The 20,145-nt window shown below is 50.8% G+C and carries 23 protein-coding genes and 1 riboswitch; of the genes, 14 read left to right on the top strand and 9 right to left on the bottom strand.

The features are described 5' to 3' along the window. Positions 1–7 precede the first annotated feature (7 nt). Both JNE38_RS06035 and JNE38_RS06030 read right to left on the bottom strand, forming a co-directional pair. Positions 8–373, bottom strand: a complete 366-nt coding sequence (locus tag JNE38_RS06035; protein WP_203355706.1) for a Na-translocating system protein MpsC family protein — start codon at positions 371–373, stop codon at positions 8–10. Between the two features lie 54 nt (positions 374–427). After that, positions 428–1,702 (bottom strand): L-lactate MFS transporter, encoded by a 1,275-nt coding sequence (locus tag JNE38_RS06030; RefSeq protein ID WP_203355705.1) that lies wholly within the window; start codon positions 1,700–1,702, stop codon positions 428–430. A gap of 398 nt (positions 1,703–2,100) precedes the next feature. On the opposite strand from JNE38_RS06030, the gene fdhD reads away from it, so the two are divergent. Then, entirely contained in the window at positions 2,101–2,898 is a 798-nt protein-coding gene (gene fdhD / locus JNE38_RS06025; RefSeq protein ID WP_203355704.1) for a formate dehydrogenase accessory sulfurtransferase FdhD, read from the top strand. Between the two features lie 70 nt (positions 2,899–2,968). Here fdhD and mobA read toward each other — a convergent pair whose 3' ends face one another. Further along, the gene (gene mobA / locus JNE38_RS06020) at positions 2,969–3,592 is read right to left on the bottom strand and encodes a molybdenum cofactor guanylyltransferase (RefSeq protein ID WP_203355703.1); all 624 of its coding nucleotides are present in this window, start codon (positions 3,590–3,592) and stop codon (positions 2,969–2,971) included. A 120-nt stretch (positions 3,593–3,712) separates the two neighbouring features. Continuing rightward, the gene (locus tag JNE38_RS06015; RefSeq protein WP_203355702.1) at positions 3,713–4,396 is read right to left on the bottom strand and encodes a hypothetical protein; all 684 of its coding nucleotides are present in this window, start codon (positions 4,394–4,396) and stop codon (positions 3,713–3,715) included. Between the two features lie 166 nt (positions 4,397–4,562). Here JNE38_RS06015 and JNE38_RS06010 point away from each other — a divergent pair, with 166 nt between their 5' ends. Beyond that, positions 4,563–5,012 (top strand): Dps family protein, encoded by a 450-nt coding sequence (locus JNE38_RS06010; protein WP_238933569.1) that lies wholly within the window; start codon positions 4,563–4,565, stop codon positions 5,010–5,012. 106 nt (positions 5,013–5,118) lie between these two features. Here the strand turns inward: JNE38_RS06010 and JNE38_RS06005 are convergent, their stop codons facing one another. Beyond that, positions 5,119–5,580 carry a hypothetical protein gene (locus JNE38_RS06005; protein ID WP_203355701.1) on the bottom strand — a complete coding sequence of 154 codons (462 nt, stop codon included), beginning with the start codon at positions 5,578–5,580 and terminating at the stop codon, positions 5,119–5,121. A gap of 193 nt (positions 5,581–5,773) precedes the next feature. Between JNE38_RS06005 and JNE38_RS06000 the strand changes: the two genes are divergently transcribed. From JNE38_RS06000 to JNE38_RS05990, 3 genes are all read left to right on the top strand, one after another. Continuing rightward, positions 5,774–6,226, top strand: coding sequence for a helix-turn-helix domain-containing protein (locus JNE38_RS06000; protein ID WP_203355700.1), 453 nt, complete (start codon positions 5,774–5,776; stop codon positions 6,224–6,226). Between the two features lie 61 nt (positions 6,227–6,287). Then, complete coding sequence (locus JNE38_RS05995) at positions 6,288–6,809, top strand: ImmA/IrrE family metallo-endopeptidase (protein WP_203355699.1); 522 nt, start codon at positions 6,288–6,290, stop codon at positions 6,807–6,809. Between the two features lie 26 nt (positions 6,810–6,835). Then, a complete protein-coding gene (locus JNE38_RS05990) occupies positions 6,836–7,234 on the top strand; it encodes a hypothetical protein (RefSeq protein WP_203355698.1) in 399 nt (132 codons plus the stop codon). Here JNE38_RS05990 and JNE38_RS05985 read toward each other — a convergent pair. Further along, on the bottom strand, positions 7,200–7,964 hold the full coding sequence (locus tag JNE38_RS05985; RefSeq protein ID WP_203355697.1) for an alpha/beta fold hydrolase: 765 nt from the start codon (positions 7,962–7,964) through the stop codon (positions 7,200–7,202). The two genes, JNE38_RS05990 and JNE38_RS05985, sit on opposite strands and share 35 nt — an antisense overlap. 157 nt (positions 7,965–8,121) lie before the next feature. Between JNE38_RS05985 and JNE38_RS05980 the strand changes: the two genes are divergently transcribed. Both JNE38_RS05980 and JNE38_RS05975 read left to right on the top strand, forming a co-directional pair. Continuing rightward, a complete protein-coding gene (locus tag JNE38_RS05980) occupies positions 8,122–8,916 on the top strand; it encodes a TrmB family transcriptional regulator (protein ID WP_203355696.1) in 795 nt (264 codons plus the stop codon). Beyond that, positions 8,916–9,719: an inositol monophosphatase family protein gene (locus JNE38_RS05975; protein WP_203355695.1), complete on the top strand. Its 804-nt coding sequence runs from the start codon at positions 8,916–8,918 to the stop codon at positions 9,717–9,719. The genes JNE38_RS05980 and JNE38_RS05975 overlap by 1 nt, the downstream gene beginning before the upstream one ends. Before the next feature lie 31 nt (positions 9,720–9,750). Here JNE38_RS05975 and JNE38_RS05970 read toward each other — a convergent pair whose 3' ends face one another. After that, positions 9,751–10,320 (bottom strand): CGNR zinc finger domain-containing protein, encoded by a 570-nt coding sequence (locus JNE38_RS05970; protein WP_238933568.1) that lies wholly within the window; start codon positions 10,318–10,320, stop codon positions 9,751–9,753. A gap of 158 nt (positions 10,321–10,478) precedes the next feature. On the opposite strand from JNE38_RS05970, the gene JNE38_RS05965 reads away from it, so the two are divergent. The 3 genes from JNE38_RS05965 (at position 10,479) to JNE38_RS05955 (ending at position 14,316) form a co-directional block, all read left to right on the top strand. Then, the gene (locus JNE38_RS05965; RefSeq protein ID WP_203355694.1) at positions 10,479–10,973 is read left to right on the top strand and encodes a DinB family protein; all 495 of its coding nucleotides are present in this window, start codon (positions 10,479–10,481) and stop codon (positions 10,971–10,973) included. 127 nt (positions 10,974–11,100) lie between these two features. After that, positions 11,101–12,444, top strand: coding sequence for an adenosylmethionine decarboxylase (speD, locus tag JNE38_RS05960; protein WP_203355693.1), 1,344 nt, complete (start codon positions 11,101–11,103; stop codon positions 12,442–12,444). Positions 12,445–12,560: 116 nt separating this feature from the next. Then, positions 12,561–12,748: riboswitch (Lysine riboswitch) on the top strand. A 119-nt stretch (positions 12,749–12,867) separates the two neighbouring features. Beyond that, the gene (locus JNE38_RS05955; protein WP_203355692.1) at positions 12,868–14,316 is read left to right on the top strand and encodes an amino acid permease; all 1,449 of its coding nucleotides are present in this window, start codon (positions 12,868–12,870) and stop codon (positions 14,314–14,316) included. Between the two features lie 561 nt (positions 14,317–14,877). On the opposite strand, the gene cidR is transcribed toward JNE38_RS05955, so the two are convergent. Then, positions 14,878–15,777: a cidABC operon transcriptional activator CidR gene (gene cidR, locus JNE38_RS05950; protein ID WP_203355691.1), complete on the bottom strand. Its 900-nt coding sequence runs from the start codon at positions 15,775–15,777 to the stop codon at positions 14,878–14,880. 110 nt (positions 15,778–15,887) lie between these two features. Here cidR and JNE38_RS05945 point away from each other — a divergent pair, with 110 nt between their 5' ends. From JNE38_RS05945 to deoD, 4 genes are all read left to right on the top strand, one after another. Continuing rightward, positions 15,888–16,256, top strand: a complete 369-nt coding sequence (locus JNE38_RS05945) for a CidA/LrgA family protein (RefSeq protein WP_203355690.1) — start codon at positions 15,888–15,890, stop codon at positions 16,254–16,256. Beyond that, positions 16,253–16,924: an LrgB family protein gene (locus JNE38_RS05940; protein ID WP_203355689.1), complete on the top strand. Its 672-nt coding sequence runs from the start codon at positions 16,253–16,255 to the stop codon at positions 16,922–16,924. Before JNE38_RS05945 ends, JNE38_RS05940 begins: the two co-directional genes overlap by 4 nt. A gap of 216 nt (positions 16,925–17,140) precedes the next feature. Continuing rightward, positions 17,141–18,310, top strand: a complete 1,170-nt coding sequence (locus JNE38_RS05935) for an MFS transporter (protein WP_203355688.1) — start codon at positions 17,141–17,143, stop codon at positions 18,308–18,310. 44 nt (positions 18,311–18,354) lie between these two features. Next, positions 18,355–19,062: a purine-nucleoside phosphorylase gene (deoD, locus tag JNE38_RS05930; RefSeq protein WP_203355687.1), complete on the top strand. Its 708-nt coding sequence runs from the start codon at positions 18,355–18,357 to the stop codon at positions 19,060–19,062. Positions 19,063–19,115: 53 nt separating this feature from the next. Here the strand turns inward: deoD and JNE38_RS05925 are convergent, their stop codons facing one another. Then, positions 19,116–19,874: a TrmB family transcriptional regulator gene (locus tag JNE38_RS05925; RefSeq protein WP_203355686.1), complete on the bottom strand. Its 759-nt coding sequence runs from the start codon at positions 19,872–19,874 to the stop codon at positions 19,116–19,118. Positions 19,875–20,145: the final 271 nt, after the last annotated feature.

The raw sequence follows: 20,145 nt of genomic DNA, 5'->3' as shown, positions 1-20,145 counted from the left end.
TTTAGACTTACGGTTCGTTTTTCCATTTTTTCTCGATGTCTTGGTCAAAAACAAAGATGGACATCCCGAAATCACGTTCAATGTCGATATCGACAAATAAATCGATGAGCTTGGCTCCCAAGAAGGCTTCCATCTCAACCGGTGTGTTTTTGCGGTACATCTCCTTGACCATTTCGGTCCGTGCAGCTCGCAATGTCTGCTTTCCGTCTTCGGAAGTGGCGATGAACTTTTCCACCGGTGAAAGGTTTCCTTCCATCTCACAGATCGCCCAGTTCTTGCAAAACGTGGTGTTGATCTTGCTCGGTCCCTTACCCATGTGGCGTTTGCGGAAAGCTCTGACCAAATTGCTGAATTCTGCTTCGAACTTATTCATCTAGGAAACTCACCTTTATTTCATTCCATTCTCTACTATAGACTTTACCATTGATCAGCTAGCCAATTCAACAGAGTTTTCTCTCCGTTTTGCCTCTTCTTGCAATTTTTTGATATCGAGGCGGATAATGAGCGAAATTACCAGGGCAACCACGAACATTCCCGCGAAAATGCTCAGGGTGCCAGTGTAGCTCTGCGTGGTATTGCGCACCCAAGCCGCAAAGATCGGTCCTGCCAGGCCAGCCGCTGCCCACGCTGTCAGGATGTAGCCGTGAATCGCACCGAGCTGCTTGGTGCCGAACAGGTCGCCGATGTACGCCGGAATCGAAGCGAATCCTCCGCCGTAGCAAGTCATGATGACGAACATCGCGATCATGAACAGCACGGGATTGGTCAGATTCGGCAGCAGGAAGAACAAGACCATCTGGATGGCAAAAAACGCGGTGTACGTATTGGGACGTCCGATGTAATCCGAAAACGACGCCCACCCGATGCGACCCGCACCGTTAAACAGACCATTGAGCCCAACCATCAAGGCAGCTGTCCCGACAGACATGCCCACCATTTCCTGCGCCATCGGTGAAGCGACAGAAATAACAGCGATTCCACACGTCACATTGATGAACAGCATGAGCCACAGCCAGTAAAAACGGCGCGTCTTGATGGCCTCGTTTGCGGTCAGCTGGCACAAATCTTTCTTGATCTGCTTTTTGCCTTCCGCCGCATCAGCGGAGAAGCCTTGTGGCACCCAGCCTTGCGGAGGTGGAGAAAGGTATTGCGCAGAAGCAAACATGACGACAAAGTAGATGATTCCCAAAATATAGAACGTATTTGCAATCCCTACGCTTTCAATCAGGCTGTTCATGATCGGACTTGCGATCATGGAAGCGAAGCCAAAGCCCATGATGGCGAGACCCGTCGCGAGACCGCGGCGATCCGGAAACCATTTAACGAGCGTGGATACCGGTGTGATATACCCGACCCCCAGCCCGATCCCGCCAAGCACCCCGTAGCATATGTAAAGAAGCGGCAAGCTGCTTAGCTGAATCGCCAGACCGGAGCCGAGGATTCCCACTCCGAAAAAGATGGATGCCAGTGTCCCTGCCTTGCGCGGTCCATGCTTTTCCACGTAATGTCCGAGAAATGCAGCCGACAGTCCCAAAAACAGGATCGCGATACTGAAGGTGAACTGGACGTCTGTAAGTCCCCAGCCGAATTGCTTGGTGATCGGCTTCGTAAACACGCTCCATGCGTAGACGGAACCGATCGAGAGGTGAATTCCCACTGCAGCCAATGCAATCAGCCAGCGGTTTTTTACATGTTGCTCCATGTGACACATCTCCTTTACGATAATGGATAATGGCCCGGCTATCCTCGCCGGATCTAAAAAAGAAAAACTGCTGCGCTCACCAATTCTCGCTTTTCGCTGCACGCAAAAAAACGCAAGAATCGGGGAACACAGCAGTTAATCATCAGCAGGAACGCTACATCAGCATCAACAATCAAGTGTTCACTATTCAAAAATAAATGAGAATCAGAATGGACCGGTGACAGGAGCGCTATCCCGCGTCGATCATGATTCAGCGTATGGGCACTCATTGCAATCGTGAAAATTTTGTGACAACGCAAATCTCAAATAGTATACTACCATGTAAGCGCTCACTCTACAATATTTTCCTTCAAAATAAATGACTGACAGCATGCTTTCTGTCTGAAAAGGAGGCACTCATGACGAATCTCTCAAAAACGATCAGCAGGCCGGTATTGAAAATTGCAGCTGATCAGCAAGAATGGGAAGAGGACGAGATCGTGACGGAATACCCGTTGACGATTTTTTTAAACGACGAGGAATTTGCCACCATCGTCTGCACGCCGGCTGACCTGGAAGAGATGGTCATCGGTTTTCTGGCGGCCGAAGGGGCGATCAAGAGCTACGAGGAAGTCAAACAGCTCTCCATCGACGAGGCACAAGGATTTGCCTACGTGGATTTGCACAAGGAAACCATCCTCTCGCAGAGCTTTTACTCCAAGCGACGGATCACTTCCTGCTGCGGAAAGAGCAGGCAGTCCTTTTACTTTTTCAGTGACGCCCGCACGGCAAAGCCGGCAGAAGGCGAAATCACCATCTCGCCCGCACAATGCATGCATCTCATGCGCGAGCTGCAGGCTTCCTCTGATATTCACCGTCAGACGGGCGGCGTCCATAACGCTGCACTCTGCTCTGCCGATGAAGTGCTGCTCACATATTCGGACATCGGGAGGCACAACGCTCTCGATAAAATTTACGGAAAATGTCTGCAAGATCAGATCTCCACGCAGGATAAAGTGCTCGTCTTCAGCGGACGCATCTCATCGGAGGTCTTGCTCAAAGCTGCCAAAATCGGTGCAGCCGTCATCCTCTCGAAATCAGCTCCGACTGATCTCGCCCTGCAGCTGGCGGAAGAGCTGAACATCACGGCCGTCGGCTTTATCCGAAACGACAAGATGAACGTTTACACGCACGCACATCGCATTCTCGTTCCGTGATGGATACCTTTCTGGCTTCAGCGGGTAGAGGAAGTGGAGATTGTGTGCTGCCTATCGTGTTTCCAAGCCATTAGTGCGGGCGTTCATTTCTGTTACTCTCCCGGGTGAGCGCCGTCTGGTAGTCTTCCGGCGTATTGGCATTGAAGACTGCCCACTCATCCAGCAGACCTTCCGGCGTAACTCGGACATCCAACTGTGCCAATGTGTGCATGAGCCGGTATTGCCCATCGTGCAGTGCCCGCTCCCACACAGGCTGTGTCCGCCGATGGTACAAGGCACATAAAGGATGCAGTCTACCTTGTGCCCTGGCCGCGACGACATCCCAGTCAGTCCAGCCATTGGCATACTCACAGAGCTTCTGGATTTCCTTGTGATCCATAAACGGAAGATCACAGGATAAGACGAGCAGTACCTCTTCCTCAGTGGCACGAAACGCAGTAACCATGCCGCTCACCGGCCCCGCAGAGGGTACCAGATCGGCAGTCACTCGAACATTCGCCTCACCGATCAGCTCAGCGGCGAGCCGTTCAGGTCTATTGGAAACGACCAGGCATGACAGCTCAAGCTTCGTAACTTCACGGACCAGCTCACTCAAGAAGGTTCCTTTTCTCCATTTCAGCAATTCCTTTGGCGTGCCCATCCTGCTGCTGTTTCCCCCAGCCAGAATGACCGCCCTCATCGTCTGTTTGTTCATTGGCCCTCCTGTTTTCCGTGCTCCTGTCCATCTACCATCCACTTTTTCTAACTTTCGTTTCTTTGTCAAGCGCGATTCCTTACATAGACAAAAGCCTGGGAAAATTCCCAGACTTGAAAGTTAGTCTTCGTCTTCTTCGTCGTCTGCTTCGTCGTCGTCTTCGTCTTCTTCATCGTCTGCTTCGTCGTCGTCGCCGTCTTCGTCTGTAGCGTCTACCTCTTCGTCTTCTTCTTCATCTTCTTCGTCTTCTTCGTATTCTTCTTCGTCTTCTTCGTCTTCTTCGTCGCCGTCTTCGCCAGCAGCGTCTACCTCTTCGTCTTCTTCTTCATCTTCTTCGTCTTCTTCGTCGCCGTCTTCGTCTGCAGCGTCTACCTCTTCGTCTTCTTCTTCATCTTCTTCTTCATCTTCTTCTTCTTCTTCGTCGCCATCTTCGTCTGCAGCGTCTACCTCTTCGTCTTCTTCTTCATCCTCTTCGTCTTCTTCATCTTCTTCGTCTTCTTCTTCTTCTTCGTCTTCTTCGTCTTCTTCGTCGCCGTCTTCGACTGCAGCGTCTACCTCTTCTTCTTCTTCTTCTTCTTCATCGTCGCCGTCTTCTTCTTCAGCGCCTACCTCTTCTTCTTCATCATCTTCTTCGTCTTCTTCTTCGTATTCTTCTTCGTCGCCTTCTTCTTCAGCGCCTACCTCTTCTTCTTCTTCGCCTTCTTCGTACTCTTCTTCGTCGTTTTCGTCGTACTCTTCTTCGAGTTCATCGATATTTACCATACTCACAACTTCCTCCTCTACCCTGTAATCAATACTATTCATACGAAAAAACCGTTCCTTTGGTCTGTATGTTTGTCCGCTCTCAATCGCCTGATTTCTTCAAATAGGCCTTGGCCTAGCTTATTCCAGATGAGCGGTTGACAAATGCTCGTATTAGTTTATAATAAGTATTAATCAATAATAATTATAAAAAAGGAGAGATTCTAATATGAAAACCGCCGTTGAAATGAACGTCTCCACACTTTTGAATAAACAAGTAGCAAACTGGACTGTCCTGTACACAAAGCTGCATAACTTCCACTGGAATGTAAATGGCCCTCAATTCTTCACTCTTCATCAAAAATTTGAAGAATTGTACACCGAAGCGAGCGGACATATCGATTCGCTGGCAGAACGCGTCCTGAGCATTGGAGGCAAACCGATCGCTACGCTTGCTGCATCTTTGCAAGAAGCCAGCATCAAGGAAGCAACCGGAAATGAATCCGCCGAGCAAATGGTGAGCAGTGTGGTCGATGACTTTACTCTCCTGGTAGGCGAGCTGAAAGTTGCACGAAACGTTGCCGATCAAGCAGATGACGAAGCCACCGCGGACATGCTGCTCTCCATCCAAAGCGGTCTGGAAAAACACGTCTGGATGCTTAAAGCTTTCCTGCAGTAACGCTGATTCTCACACCCGCTGCTGCAGAAAGCCGAATGCCCCAGTGCATTCATCAATAGAAAAAGGGCGCGTGCCAATTGGCACGTCGCCCTTGTTTTTATGTTCTCTAAAGAGAGAAGATCAGCTTTCGACCATCCTTCTCAATCTTTACATGGGGTAAATACTTCAATGACTTTTGCACCCCGATATACGGGCTTGCAAATTCCACGTGATGTCGATTCCTCAACTCTTCGCAAAGCTCCACCAGCGACATCGGCGTCTGGTATTCCCGAAGCAAATTCTCGATATGCTTGGCTACTTCGACGTAGTCGTGGCGAATATGGGCCTTTCTGATTTTCATCCGCTTCATGAGCTCAATAGGGATATCTTCCGCTGCAGTGGCTGCCTCCTCGGCAAAATCGGTGTCTACTATTCCTTCCTGGCCGTCCATCTCTCGGATTCGTGTCAGAATCTGCTTGATGTCGGCTCCAAGCTGCTTATCTTGATCCACATACTGCCGGCGCAGAACCATACGTTGTTCCAGCAACGCCTGCAAAGTCATCTGCAACGCTTTCCGCTCATTAAACATCGCGTAATATTTTCCCCTTTGCGTGTAAGTGTAGAATTCGTGGAATTATACACAATGATAATATAATTGCGGCAACTTGAAAATGAGGAAATTCACACCTTTCCCAGCCTCTGACCGGGATTCCTTTCTTTCCTTTTTTCAAGGATATGAGTACAATATTCTTGTATCTCTACGGAAAGGACTGGCGCGACCCATGTTATCCCAGCGCTTACGCACAGCCCGTAAGGCAAACGGTCTCACCCAGGAAGAATTGGCAGAACACGTCTGCACCACCAAAGGCACCATCAGCAATTACGAGAATAATCACAGCACTCCTCCAAACGACATGCTGCGGCATCTGGCCGATATCTTGAATGTCACGACCGATTGGCTGCTGGGACGCACCGATGAAGCAGCCACGCCTCTGACGCGAAGAGACGACACCCGAGACAATCGTTCATTGGACGAGCTCCTGCAAGAAAAAATCGACGATCCGGACGACTATTACTTTCTGGATGGATATTTGGATGCTTCCGAAGAGGAAAAAAAGGAGATTCGGCGTTACTGGTACGATTTGAAAAAGCAATGGCGAGGGCGTCAGGTCAAAGAATCACGGCCCCCTTCGTTATTTGAAATCACGGAAAACCTGAAAAAAAACAACCCCTGACCAGGGGTTTTCTTTTCCGGCAAAAACCGAACGTGCGTTCCGGTAAATAAGGAGGTATCAGATGCTTTCTGCCATTCTCCAAGAAATAGCCGAACCGAAGACGTGGCTGGAGAGCCGGGTCTACCAATTGCTGCGCCATCTCGGAATGAATCAGCCGGAGCAGATCGACCTGCATCGCCTCTGTACACAATTTGATATCGATATCCTGGAGATTGCCGGCCGCAGCAGGACGCATGCCCATCCTAAGGCCCCCGAGCGCTACATCATAGCCGTAGATGAACGGCTCGAACCAGTGGAAAGACGCGTAAAAATCGCGCATGAGCTGGGGCATTTGCTGCTGCATGTAGGAATCCAACCCCACAGCAACGAATGGATGATCGATTGGCAGGAGTCCCAAGCCAATCATTTCGCCGAGCATTTACTGCTCCCTCTGTTTATGGTAAGTCCCCTGCTGGCGGAATGCGATCGGTACCATGCACCAGCCTATCTGGCTCAGCGTTTTCAGGTCCCTCTGTCTCTCGCCCGCATTCGCTTTGACCGCATTCTTGCCCGTTTGCATGCCAAAGGGTTTCCTGTTTATTAGTCTGTCCAAAAGAGGAGGTGACGCGCTTGAAACACGTTTTTATCGCCGGAGATGCTTACAGCACGCGCTTTTTTGATCTGCCTCTGGAGAGTGACGAAGAGCTGTCCCTATTGCCAACTCTCCCCATTGCCAGTTACCATGTGGCGCGTTTTACCCTCATTATGAGAGATCATGGATTAGAAGGCGTCGGGATCTTTCCAGGCCATGTGCTCCTGGTCTCGGACTATTCGATGGAGCCGATAACCGGCAGACCCGTTCTCATCCGGCAGGAAGGACAGTTCCTCGTGCGAATCGCAGCGGACGTAAATCCCGTGGAGTGCTGCTTTACGACGACACGCGAAGAAGACCCGCCGCTCATCCTGCCATCTGAAAACATCCGGATCGTCGGCGTTATCTCTGGTATGATTCCCCAGAATCCGGATTGACTCGTGTCTGCAGCCACTGCTTGAGGGCCGCAACCGTCTGCTGCCATTGCTCCTGAGGGGTAATGGCTGCCGGCTGATCCTTTTCCTGGGGACCGTAGCTGCCAAATTGAGCGTGATTTCCCCCGGCGATGCTCATGTAAATGGTGTCGTCGGGCAAATACTTCTTACTCTCTACATACTTCTCCTGATTCACCACACCATCTCGCGAGCCCAACAACGAAAGAACGGGCAGGCCCGACTCCTTCAGATTGCCTTTTTTATCCGGATACGCTCCCAGAAAAAAGACGCCGGTGATTCGATCCAGATGATTCACTGCGTAGCGGGCAGCCATGGCACCGCCGAGGGAATGCCCGCCGATGACAAATTGCTGATGAGGGTATGCTTTTAATACCTGATTGGCCCGTTCCACATCACTTACCGCCAGGTTCAGCGGCATTCTTGCAATAAAAACGCGATAGCCCGCGCCAGCCAATTCCCGTGCAAGCGGCGCATAGCTTTCTGCCGTGATTAAAGCGCCCGGATACAAGATGACGCTTGGCTCCCGCGTCTCTCCGCCTTCGAAAGCGAGCCAATCTCCCGTGTCGATGACCGTGATCCCTTCACCGCCCTGCATTGCCGCCCTCGCTGCCTGATCAGGCGAATAGGGTCGCAGATACCAGATTGCCGCACAGGCAGTAATCAGCAATACCAATACCAGCCCCTGCAACCATCTCTTCCGATACCGCCCCACACTGTCACCTCTTTCTGTTCCCGTACCGTTTGCTTTTTATTATGTCTCAAAGTTCCTGATCATGTGCCCTTATTCCCGGATTCATGAAATGGCAGGCATTGACAGGACGCAAAAACATTAGTAGTATTTAAACATACTACTAAAAGGAGATCCCTCCATGATCGAACATTTACAGCAAATCGGCCTGTCTGATTTGGAAGCACGCTGCTATCTGGCCTTGCATGAAGAAGCGAACCTCTCCGGTTATGAGGTCGCCAAACGGGTTTCTGTCTCCCGGACCAATGTCTATGCGGCTTTGCGTTCCCTTCAGGACAAAGGCGTCATCCGCCAAAGAGAGGGGGACCCTGCCACCTACGATGCCGTACCAGTCAAGGAGCTTGTTCGCCATTTGCAAAGCCATTTTGAACGAACTGCCGAGACCCTAGTACGAGGTTTAAGCACGCCCCCCCGCATCACCCCTTCTTTTTACAGCTGGCGAGGGACCGATCAGTTGGACAATGCTCTGCACAGGGTCATCGCGAATGCCGACAGCATGATTGTTGTCGACATGTTTGCCGAAGATGTTCCCTTGATTGAAGACGCATTGCTTCACGCGGAGAAACAAGGCGTCACCGTCATCCTGATCTGCCTTGGCGAGTATTCGACAAAGCTTGGCCATGTATTTATCCATAAGCGTCCGAATGATCTGCCGTTTGCCGAGGCGAGAAAGTTTTCCATTCTTTGCGACTACCGCGATGCCGTCATGGGCAGTTTTGGCGGGGAAGTCAAACCGACAGCTCTCGAGACGGATCATCCCGCTGTCATTGAAACGCTGAAGAACGCGTTTTATCACGATTTGCTGATGCAGCATGTGGAGTCTGACTTTGGCCATCTGCTGGCCGAGAAATACGGAGAGCACTACGAGGTTCTTCGGGATCTTTATCAAAATGACAAGGGGTGGAGGTTATGGTAATGAATGCGGAGGATCTTCGCTTTTGCGAGGAGCTGGTGAGAAATGTGGGGCAGGACCTGCTGACGGAATTTGCAAAAAGCCAGCCAGCTTCCAGTCAAGAGGAAATGGTAAAGCGATTCCAGGCGGTGAACCCTGTAGCCGAGAACCGATTGAAAGAGGCATTGGCTGAACGCTTTCCAGCATACCGCTGGTCCGATGCCGAATTCGATATGGAGCTGCAAAGCCACCCAGAGTACGACACGCCATATTGGGTGTGCGATGCCATCGACGGCGCCGTGCACTTCCTGCAGCAAATGCCGATGTGGGCCATGTCCCTTTGCCTGGTTCATTCAGGCGCACCCGTCGTTGCCTTTGTCTACGATCCGTGCCGTGACGAGCTGTTTCATGCCGTAGCAGGACAGGGAGCGGCGTGCAATGGCGAGCCGATTCACGTATCGGGGAAAACAGCGTTATCCGAGTCCATTCTCGGAACCCTCTTTGCTTTTTCCTCTCCCATGGATCTTGCAGCAGGGAAGCATACGGCCGAGTCCCTCATGCGCGTCATGCCTGAAGCGTTTGCTATCCGGATGCAAGGCTCGGTAGCGCTCCATCTCGCTTATGTAGCGAGCGGGCGCCTGGATGGATATTGGGAATATGGATCCGGCATCTACGATTGGCTCGCTGGTGCGCTACTGGTGATGGAAGCGGGAGGATGTCTATCCGATGCCGACGGAGCAGCGTTTCGCTGGGATGGATACGGCATAGTTGCAGCTGGTCCTTCTGTTCACGCCAAATTGCTCCCCCTTACACCGGTTTCGGCCTAAATGGACGAAAAGGGCGAAACGCTTCGGCGCTTCACCCTTTTTCTTTTTGCCTCTCGCGAAAACGGCGCACCTTCATCAGGTTGCCGCACATCTTGTCGTCACACCAGCGGCGCACGCGGTTGCGGCTTTCATCAAAGAAGACCCACCTGCAATCGTGATTGTCACAGATTTTGATCCTTCTGGCTTCCTCGTGTGCCAGCAAATGGGCAAAGGAGCCTGCGATCTGGGCCATGACATTTTCCCAGCCTTGGACTGGGCTTACTTGCTCGATCTGAAACTGATTTCCTCCATCGCTCACGAGGCGAGGGTAAGCTGGAGCCAGTGCCAAAGCCTGATTCAGAGCTGCCAAATCCTCAGGCGCAGCTGTCTCTCCCCGGACAAACGATTCCGTCATCCTTCTCATGCATTCCCGCAGGTTCAGAAGCTCCTTCCCCATTTTCCCATCGATCGGTAACGGGGCTTGCAATCCCCAGTACTTCAGGAATTGCTCCAGCCACTCTTCCTTCTCCAGCCGATTCTCTCTGCGCCCTGAGCCTCGCCAGTCCCGCCAATCGCTATTTAAAAAATCAATGCACAGCCACTCCAACGTTGCTACCCCCATCTTTTTTCACTGCAATCCATTTTTTCCCTTGTTTCCAGTATCCGACTATGATATCTTCTTTTTGTAACCACCATATTATATAAAGATAGTTACAAACAAATGTTATTGGAATCATTATACCGTTTCGCCAACCTGTTTCCTAGACGAGGAGGATGGACATGAGCCGTAAAGAATTGCTTTTGAAGAATTGGGAGTTTACCTACGAACAGGAAGACTGGTATCCGCCCCTGCGTGACGCATTATCTGGTGTAACCGCTGCCCAGGCGAGCTGGCGTCCTGTCGGCGAGGCCGCGAATACCATCTGGGAGAATGTCAGCCATCTGCTGTACTACAAGGAACGGCTGCTCCATCGTCTGTTGGGTACCGAATTTCCTCTTTCCGCTGAATCCAACGACGACACGTTTGTCCCATCCGGCGGACCAGACGATGAGGACGCATGGAAGCAAGCACAGCAACGCATGGAAAGTGTCCATCGACAAATTCAGGAAAAGCTGGCGTCCCTAAGTGAGGAAGCATTCGACCAGGGCCTGCCTACCACGTCGATCGCTCAGAGTGTCATGAGCATCATGCTGCATGATGCCTGTCACACCGGGCAGATCGTTCAAATTCGCAAGCTGCAAGGGTCATGGCCCGCCAAGCGTCACTTTACTTAATCATGATTCAGCGTCCATTTCTTGCATTGCTTGCACAATCGTACAAACCTTATTCGAGCTAGTACCATATCCTTTATCATAAGCGTAAAGGAGTGGTTCACTTGAATAAGCGGGTTGAGTATGAACAGTGAATCAAGTAAAAGGACGCCATTTGATCATTGATGCCTTTGATTGTGATTCAGCTTTGCTCGACGATCTCTCCCATCTGGAGCAGATCCTTACCAATATCGTCACATCCCTCGGGATGGAAAAGCTCGCCTTCAACTTCCATCGATTTGAGCCACACGGCATAACGGGGCTTTTCCTCCTGTCGACCTCTCACCTTTCCATTCATACGTGGCCGGAGTATTCGTATGCTGCCTTGGATTTATTTACATGCGGAGACAGCGATCCCTCTACCCAAATCGATACTCTGTTACGTGGCCTTTCTGCAAAAAGTGCGCGTATTTATGGAATTGAACGCACCAATGGTTCCACAACAGCACCTGTGTTTTGGGAATACAGCACTGGGGAGGAACAATCCACAGCGCAATCTCCTGAATCATCCGCTAGCGAAACAAAAATGAAGCCAATCGACCTTACATCAGATCGCGGGGATCTGTACGATCAAATCGAACGTCGCCAAGTGCTCGCTGGGGATCATAACATGCTATTCCAGGGAACAAGCTCCTATCAGCATATTGAGCTTGTGGAAGCCAGCGAGATGCGCATGTACTTGGATGGGCAGCTGCAATTCAGCTCCCTGGATGAACGTATTTATCATGAAGCGCTCGTTCATCCGGCCTTTGCTCATGCAGCTTCGCATGAGCGTGTCCTGATTGTTGGCGGTGGGGATGGGCTTGCTCTCCGCGAAGTGCTGAAGTACAAAAACGTGAAGCATGTAGACCTCGTCGATCTGGATTCCATGGTCTTGGAAGTAGCCAAAACTGTCCCGAAAGTGGTATCGCTGAATGAATCTTCGATGCACGATCCCCGTGTAACGGTACACCCGGTGGACGCAAACATGTTTATCGACAACGTGACTACCCCCTATCACATCATCATCGTCGACTTCCCTGACCCAGCAGATGAAATCATCAGCACGATCTACACGAAAGAGTTCTTTCAGCAGCTGTCCAACTGCTTGGGGGATAACGGCGTCTTGGTCTGTCAATCTTTCTCGCCTGAGGATGCGCCACTGGTGTACTGGAGCATCGGTCTGACGATCGGGAGTGCTGGTTTGCACACGAAAGCTTATCACTGCTTGGTTCCATCCTTTGGAGATTGGGGGTTTCATCTCGCTGGGCGTGATCCGATCCCTGCAGCACCACAGCCAGTATCCGTCCCCACGCAGACGCTCCCGGAGAATCTCAGCACGCTGTTTGCGTTTCCTGACCAGATTCTCGAAAAACGCGACGCAGCAACGATCAATACCATGCAGGACCTGAAGCTGCACGAAATTTATCAGATGGAAGCTGGAAAAAAGAATTGAAATAGCAGTCACCCCCCTTCCCATTGCGAAGGGGTTTTTTTCTAATTGCGAAATCATCCACAATCATATATATTTGATAAATAAATTAACTTCATACAATTATCCTCATCTTTCACGGTGAGGATAGAGGTCGCGGCTTTTATAGTATTCTGTACGAGATTCAGACGAAATCTAAGACTACAGGAGAGGGAAAATCCGCCGAAGTCCATCGTGTATCGCTGTACGCATGGGTTGGGGCTGTTCTCGATAAGGGGCAGAACTGTCACGTTTGCTTGCCGAGCAAACGTGGTGTGCTATCTTCAGTGAAGGCTTGGTGGGGATTGGATGATACCGCCCTGTGCCATTCTTTGGCCCCGGGCGGTTTTTCGTTTCCGACCTTCCTTCCGAACAAAAAACATCTGAGAAAGGTCGTGCAATAAACGTATGTCAGAAAATCAATTGCAGCGAGGACTCAAAGCCCGCCACCTCACGATGATTGCCATCGGCGGCTCCATCGGTACGGGACTTTTTCTCGCAAGCGGCGGCTCCATTCATTCTGCCGGACCCGGCGGTGCTTTGGCGGCCTACATCGCTATCAGTATCATGGTTTACTTCCTCATGACAAGCCTGGGAGAAATGGCAGCCTTCATGCCCGTCTCCGGTTCTTTTAGTACGTATGCGACACGCTTCGTCGATCCATCCCTGGGCTTTGCGCTCGGCTGGAACTACTGGTACAACTGGGCGATCACCATTGCAGTCGAGCTAGCAGCAGCTGCCCTGATTATGAAATATTGGCTGCCGGATGTCCCTTCGATCGTCTGGAGCGCGCTGTTCCTCGTAATCATGTTTCTTTTGAATGCCTTGTCCGTGAAATCATTCGGTGAGTCTGAATATTGGTTTGCCCTCATTAAAGTTGTCACTGTTATCGTGTTTATCATCATTGGTGTGTTGATGATTTTCGGCATCATGGGTGGTGAGGCAGTCGGTTTCACGAACTTCACCAAAGGCGAGGCGCCATTCAACGGCGGCTTCATGGCGATTCTCGGAGTCTTCATGATCGCCGGATTCTCCTTCCAGGGAACAGAGTTGGTCGGGGTAGCGGCTGGAGAAAGTGAAAATCCTGCTCGCAACATCCCAAAAGCCATCCGCCAAATCTTTTGGCGCATCCTGCTGTTCTACATCCTGGCGATCCTGGTGATCGGTCTGTTGGTTCCGTACGACAACCCGAATCTAATCAGCGGGGATATCACGGATATTGCCATCAGTCCATTTACGATCGTATTTGAAAAGGCAGGCTTTGCATTCGCGGCTTCTGTCATGAATGCGGTGATTCTCACATCGGTCCTGTCTGCAGGTAACTCCGGCATGTACGCTTCGACCCGGATGCTCTGGGTGCTCGCAAAAGAAGGCAAAGCGCCAAAATGGTTTGCCAAAGTCACTCGCAATGGTGTTCCGATCAACTCCTTGATCGTGACAGCCCTCGTCGGTGCCCTCGCTTTCTTGTCCTCCCTGTTTGGGGATGGCACTGTATACGTTTGGCTGTTGAATGCCTCCGGTATGTCCGGGTTCATCGCATGGCTGGGAATTGCGGTCAGCCATTACCGCTTCCGCCGTGCCCTGCTTGCCCAAGGGCGCGAATTGTCGGAGCTGCCTTACCGAGCAAAATGGTTCCCGTTTGGTCCGATTCTGGCTTTCATCATCTGCTGCGTCGTGATCGTCGGTCAAAACTACACGGCTTTCACAGGTGATGCCATCGACTGGAACGGCGCAATGGTATCCTACATCGGTCTGCCACTGTTCATCGTGGTCTGGCTGGGCTATAAATTCTCCAAGAAAACCAAGCTGGTTCCCCTCGACAAGGTAGACTTCAGCATGGATGAAAATACGCATTAATTCTCAAGCTCCTGGCCAAACCAGGAGCTTTTTTGTACAGATAGCTTATCAACAGAACGGAGGTGGGGAGAAGCAGTTGTGGTTTCTAGTTACTTGGTATGCAGAGGTTCGGGTGAGCAATGTGCCTACTTCGTCTATCGCTTCAACTTCGAAGGACCTGGATGAATCAAGGGAAGAACTAGCATCAAGTATGTCTTTTCGACTTATCACGGGAGCTTTTCCCACGAAGGGTTTTCCCAAAGTAACTACGTAGAAGGCTTTCAAGAAAAGACACGTCGATGACCCAAAGCTGGCCGAGGAAAAAGGGGAAATAAGCGGAAGATCTTTGGAACACTAACCAAGGCGCAATGGAAAAAACGAAACACGGTTTTAAGCGTCCACCTCTGATAAGCTTCCCGAGACGGCTGCTTTGGACGCGGTTTCGTTTTTTACATGGAGTCGGACAGGGATGACCCCCAGCAGGTGTTCCTATGAAGCTGGAGCGTTTTCCCCTTTTTCCTCTCCTCCACTACAGCCTAACCTAGTGAAAAAAGGAAGCGGGTGTATTTCCCGCGTATTTTCTTATTTGGATGGATGGCGTGTGGGCAAGCACTCTTCGGAAAAGCGGACCCATTCCCGCATCGCGAACGACCGGTACGCATTTTTCCTCCAGATCATCCCCAGATGCCACTTGAGTGTCGGACTTACCAGCGGAACGATGCGAAAGCGCTCTGCGTCCAATTCCGCACAAATGGTTTCGGGCAGGAGCGTGATCCCTATATTCGCAGCGACCATCTCGCTGAGAAAATCCCATTGGGAGCTCTTGTACACGACATGAGGATGAAAGCCGGCGCGGACGCATTCGTCTACGATCCGGTTATGCAGCGCAAAGTCTTCATGGAAGAGCAGGAAACGCTCTCCTTCCAGTTCGCTGAAGGCCACTTCGGAGCGTTCCGCCAGCGGGTGGGATGGATGCACGACCAGCATGATGTTTTCATTGACGAACGAATAATGGTCGAAGATGTCTTCTTTTGCCGGCAGCAGAATGACACCGCAGTCCAGCACACCGGATCCTACATCCGCCTCCACTTTGTTGGAGCCCGCCTCGAACAGCTCCAGCCGGATCCCGGGATACTGCTCGCAAAATCGGCCGATGACACGCGGAAAGAAGCTGGCTCCTACCATCGGCGGCAGTCCGATGCGCAGCCTTCCTCTTTTCAGCTCCATCAATTCATTGATATGGACAGTCATGTTCTCGAACGATTTGACCATCACTTCCGCCTGCGAAAACAATACCCATCCGGCATCCGTGAGCGAGACGCGCTTGCCCACCCGTTCAAACAGCTCGACTCCGATCTCTTCCTCCAGGTTCCGCACCATTTTGCTGATGGTAGGCTGAGTGATATACAGCGACTGCGCTGCCTTGGTGAAGCTGTTGTGACGAGCCACTTCCAGAAAGTATTGCAAATGTCGGATATCCATCAAGCATCCCTCCGGTTAACGATAGATATCGTGAATGCGAATGATTCTATATATGCATTTTACCTATGGAAACAGACGATGTACACTTTTTCTAGAGGGAGAGGAACATCTTGAAAAAATGGATCAAAATCATCGCGCAAGCTGCTTTTTTCGTGATTGTTTCCATGCTGATGAATGCGCTCGTCGACTGGCTGGGGCTCACGATTCCCGGCAGCATCATCGGGATGTTTGTCGTATTTTTTTTGCTGCAGAAAAAATGGCTTCGGCTGGAATGGGTGGAAGCCGGTGCAAGCTTTCTTTTAGCGGAGCTGCTCTTGTTCTTCATTCCCCCATCCGTGGGAATAATCTCGTATCAAAATCTTATGCTGCATGAAGGCGTTCAAATCTTTTTCGTCATCGCGATTGGTACAGCCATCGTCATGGCCAGCAGCGGCTTGGTCGCCCAGCGCATCGCCAAACGAAAGGAGATGCGATCATGATCAGCGGCATCATGGGCTTCCTGTTCACCATCGTGGTTTACCTGGTGGCCAAAAGGCTTTATCGCTACAAACCGATTCTTCTGTTTTCACCGCTGTTGTTTACGCCTGTCGTGCTCGTCCTTCTCCTTATCCTGACACATACGGCTTACGAATCATACAATGCAGGCGGTAAATGGCTGGCCTACATGCTCCAGCCTGCAACGATCGCCTTTGCTGTCCCTCTGTACAAGAACTATCCTTTATTGAAGAAACACGCGGTCCAAATTTTGGTCAGCGTCATGTCGGGGTCGGCTGTAGCCGTCGTATCCTCCGCCTTGTTGGCGCTTCTCATGCATGTGGATAAGCAAGTCATGTACAGCCTGATCCCGCGGTCCGTCACAACGCCGATTGCGATGAATGTTTCGGAAATGATCGGCGGTGTCCCTTCGATTACCGCCGTGCTCGTGCTCATCACCGGGCTGCTCGGCTCTTTTATCGGTCCGTATGTGATCTCGTATCTCAAGATTCAGGATGACATCGCCCGCGGCGTCCTGCTTGGCACGAGCGCACATGGCGCAGGCACCTCCAAGGCTTTTGAGATCGGTTCCTTGGCAGGGACGGTCTCGAGTATCTCGATGATCCTCGCCGCATTGGTGACTCAGTTGGTCGCTTCTATCGTCATGCAATAGGAAAAGAATAGGGAAGAAGAAAAACCAGTCCACCACGACTATGAAAATGGCGCGGGAAACTGGTTTTTTTGCATTTTCCTTCTGTTCGATCCCGATGGAAAAAGCTGCTTAGCAAAAGAAAACCTTGTTGAGGGTTGTTACTTACTATCACATAGGTTACTATATCGGTAGTAACCTAAATGGCGCCACTTTATGAAAAGGAGGTATTCAGCCTACGTGAACATGAAAATTTACATCCTTGCCATCGCAGCTTTTGTCGTAGGAACGGTGGAGCTAATCATCGGAGGAATTTTAGACATCGTCGCAGAGGATTTGCACGTTTCGATCAGTACGGCCGGCTGGCTGATCACGCTGTTCTCGGTTGTTTTTGCCCTATCAGCACCGGTTCTTCAGGCAATGACAGCAAATGTGGAGCGAAAAGAGCTGTTGCTCTGGACACTGGCTGTTTTCTTCGTCGGCAACGCCATATCATCGCTCAGTCCGAGTTATTGGATCTTGATGCTGGGACGGATGTTATCTGCTTCAAGCGGTTCTTTGATCATCGTTCTTTCCATCACGATCGCTTCTTCCATCGCGCAGGAAGAGTTCCGTGCCAGAGCCATCGGCACGATTTTCATGGGAGTCAGCGGGTCTCTCGTCTTGGGTGTTCCCATTGGGCTTGTCATCGGCAACGCCTTCGGATGGCGAGCCCCCTTCATTTTCATCTCTGTCTTGACGCTCGCTTCCATGGTCGCCATTTACGCCTTTTTGCCTAAGATACCGCCAAGGCCAACGATTCCGCTAAGACAGCAGCTGGCCACCTTGAAAAAACCGAAAATCATCAGCGCTCAATTCACATCGGTTTTCATGCTGACAGGACATTTGACGCTGTACGCCTATTTCACTCCGTTTTTAAAAACAGCTCTGAACGTGTCATCTGTCTGGGTCAGCTTCATCTATTTCGTATTCGGCCTCTCTGCCGTATGCGGCGGAGGCATCGGTGGATGGGTTGCGGACAAATGGGGATCGACTCGAAGCATTTTGTCCATCATTGCTGCATTTGCCGCAGTCATGTTCCTCATCCCGGCTGTCACGTCCTCCCTCTATCTGTTTCTCATCGTGATGGTTCTATGGAGCATGTTGAGCTGGGCCATTACGCCTGCACAGCAAAATTACCTGATTGAGTCCGCTCCGGAATCCTATGAGATACAGCAAGGCCTGAATACGTCAGCTCTGCACCTTGGGATTGCCTTGGGTTCTGCAGTCGGCGGAATGGTCATTACCCATGCTTCTGTCCTGTCCACGCCTTGGGTGGGCGGAATTTTTGTCCTGATCTCATTTATGTGTGCTGTTTTTTCCATTTCCAGACCATCTGCGGTCCAACCCCAACCGACTATAACCGTATAAGGAGGTGTACGCCGTTACTTTTTTCCTTTTGTAACGGCGAAACCATGAGCACTCACATTCAAGCAAAAAAAGGCGAAATCGCTGAAAATATCCTGCTGCCTGGCGATCCGCTGCGCGCCAAATATATCGCGGAAACGTTTTTGGAGGACGTGACCTGCTATAACCAGGTCCGAGGGATGCTGGGCTTCACTGGGACGTATCGCGGAGAACGCGTATCCGTGCAAGGTACGGGCATGGGTGTGCCTTCCATTTCCATTTATGTGAACGAGCTGATCCGCGAGTATGGCGTTCAAAACCTGATACGCGTCGGGACATGCGGTGGAATCCAGAAGGACGTAAATGTGCGAGATGTGATTATCGCGATGACGGCATGCACAGACTCCAACATGAACCGCCTTGCCTTTCCCGGATTTGATTTTGCTCCTTGCGCCAGCTTTGATTTGCTGAAAAAAGCGCATGACAGCGGTATGGCGAAAGGCCTGCCTGTGCGGGTCGGGAACGTGCTGACTGCGGATATCTTCTATCGCGAAAGCATGGACCCGGTGAAAAAATTGGGGGAATACGGGGTGCTGGCGGTTGAGATGGAAACCACTGCGCTCTACACGCTAGCCGCCAAATTCGGCGTGCATGCGTTGTCCATCCTGACCGTGAGCGATCATATTTTCACTGGGGAGGAAACGACCGCAGAAGAGCGGCAAACCACGTTTAACGACATGATTCTCATGGCGTTGGAGGCGATTGTCGTAAAATGAGAAAAACGCAGGAATATCTCCTGCGTTTTTTTTCATGGGGTCAGGCGGCTGGACTAATAGCGCAGCTGCATCAGGATACTTCGGATTTCTTCATCATTCATCATCAAATCGTAATGCTTCCTGCTGATTTTCGCTAACGCGAGATCGTGGTAAAAGAATTCGGTAAAGACTTTTACGAACGGCTTGGACATCGTTTTGATGGCTTGCCAGGAACGATTTTCCTCACAAGCAAAAATAACTTCCCGCTCATCGATGATCAGCAAACGGAATCGTTCCAAAGTGTGATGCTCCTGTGCCGGGATCAGGGAGTGCACTTTTGCAATATTGGGCTTCAGTGCCCCGACCACGAGCACCTCCACGTCCACACCGTCATCCTCTTTCTGTTCCAGCAAAGGCAAATATTCAATCAGGTCATCTTTCCACGCCGAGATCCGAATCGAGCTTTTCGCCTCTTGAATCAGCTGTTTGCTCTGTGCCCGAATCGATGTATCCGCCTTCAGACTCCATACCAAATCCTCGGAATGTGATTTTTTGCTCGCCTGTATTTTCAATTGCTTCACGTTGTCCTGAAATTCTGCCGTGAGTTTTTCAATGGCAAGCGGCAGGGGCAGCGCGTTGTACAGCTTTTTCTTTTCCGATACCGAGTCCATAACCATGCCTTTATCGATCAAACGCGCGATCACTTCATAGATTTTGGCTTTGGGGACGCCGGAGTATTTGACTATTTTCGTAGCGTCCAACGGTTCCTCGCTAGACACCAGAGCTTCATACACTTTGCTTTCATACTGCGAAAAACCGAATTTTTGTAACATGTATCCTCCTAATCGGCATCACTGGTGTTCTTTTACTCATCATAAGGGATAATACGAAACAAATCCAACCATCCTAACTGAAATTGACAATCCACAGCGAGCCATGTAACCTATATAAGGTTACTCTTACGGTAGTAACTTACTATTCGAAATTGTCTTGAATCGGCCCTAGAGCTTTTTTCGGTAATGACACGTACCCGAACGGTCAAAATACTTGTAAGGGATACCAGCCAGCTCGACATGCATGCATCAAGTCAGCGCACCAGGAGGC

This window comes from Brevibacillus choshinensis (genome assembly GCF_016811915.1).
GTDB classification, from domain to species: domain Bacteria; phylum Bacillota; class Bacilli; order Brevibacillales; family Brevibacillaceae; genus Brevibacillus; species Brevibacillus choshinensis_A.
Note: the sequence above shows the minus strand (reverse complement) of the source record. Positions and strands in the feature narration are given on the sequence as shown.

What these genes read in the sequence shown, in the direction of transcription:
- JNE38_RS05980 (WP_203355696.1), top strand. Translation starts at nt 8,122, where the DNA reads ATGATCGAACATTTACAGCAAATCGGCCTGTCTGATTTGGAAGCACGC.
- JNE38_RS06035 (WP_203355706.1), bottom strand. Translation starts at nt 373, where the DNA reads ATGAATAAGTTCGAAGCAGAATTCAGCAATTTGGTCAGAGCTTTCCGC.
- JNE38_RS05970 (WP_238933568.1), bottom strand. Translation starts at nt 10,320, where the DNA reads ATGGGGGTAGCAACGTTGGAGTGGCTGTGCATTGATTTTTTAAATAGC.
- JNE38_RS06005 (WP_203355701.1), bottom strand. Translation starts at nt 5,580, where the DNA reads ATGTTTAATGAGCGGAAAGCGTTGCAGATGACTTTGCAGGCGTTGCTG.
- fdhD (WP_203355704.1), top strand. Translation starts at nt 2,101, where the DNA reads ATGACGAATCTCTCAAAAACGATCAGCAGGCCGGTATTGAAAATTGCA.
- JNE38_RS05995 (WP_203355699.1), top strand. Translation starts at nt 6,288, where the DNA reads ATGCTTTCTGCCATTCTCCAAGAAATAGCCGAACCGAAGACGTGGCTG.
- JNE38_RS06010 (WP_238933569.1), top strand. Translation starts at nt 4,563, where the DNA reads ATGAAAACCGCCGTTGAAATGAACGTCTCCACACTTTTGAATAAACAA.
- JNE38_RS05975 (WP_203355695.1), top strand. Translation starts at nt 8,916, where the DNA reads ATGAATGCGGAGGATCTTCGCTTTTGCGAGGAGCTGGTGAGAAATGTG.
- deoD (WP_203355687.1), top strand. Translation starts at nt 18,355, where the DNA reads ATGAGCACTCACATTCAAGCAAAAAAAGGCGAAATCGCTGAAAATATC.
- JNE38_RS05965 (WP_203355694.1), top strand. Translation starts at nt 10,479, where the DNA reads ATGAGCCGTAAAGAATTGCTTTTGAAGAATTGGGAGTTTACCTACGAA.
- JNE38_RS06030 (WP_203355705.1), bottom strand. Translation starts at nt 1,702, where the DNA reads ATGGAGCAACATGTAAAAAACCGCTGGCTGATTGCATTGGCTGCAGTG.
- cidR (WP_203355691.1), bottom strand. Translation starts at nt 15,777, where the DNA reads ATGGATATCCGACATTTGCAATACTTTCTGGAAGTGGCTCGTCACAAC.
- JNE38_RS05940 (WP_203355689.1), top strand. Translation starts at nt 16,253, where the DNA reads ATGATCAGCGGCATCATGGGCTTCCTGTTCACCATCGTGGTTTACCTG.
- JNE38_RS05955 (WP_203355692.1), top strand. Translation starts at nt 12,868, where the DNA reads ATGTCAGAAAATCAATTGCAGCGAGGACTCAAAGCCCGCCACCTCACG.
- JNE38_RS06015 (WP_203355702.1), bottom strand. Translation starts at nt 4,396, where the DNA reads ATGAATAGTATTGATTACAGGGTAGAGGAGGAAGTTGTGAGTATGGTA.
- JNE38_RS06000 (WP_203355700.1), top strand. Translation starts at nt 5,774, where the DNA reads ATGTTATCCCAGCGCTTACGCACAGCCCGTAAGGCAAACGGTCTCACC.
- mobA (WP_203355703.1), bottom strand. Translation starts at nt 3,592, where the DNA reads ATGAACAAACAGACGATGAGGGCGGTCATTCTGGCTGGGGGAAACAGC.
- JNE38_RS05925 (WP_203355686.1), bottom strand. Translation starts at nt 19,874, where the DNA reads ATGTTACAAAAATTCGGTTTTTCGCAGTATGAAAGCAAAGTGTATGAA.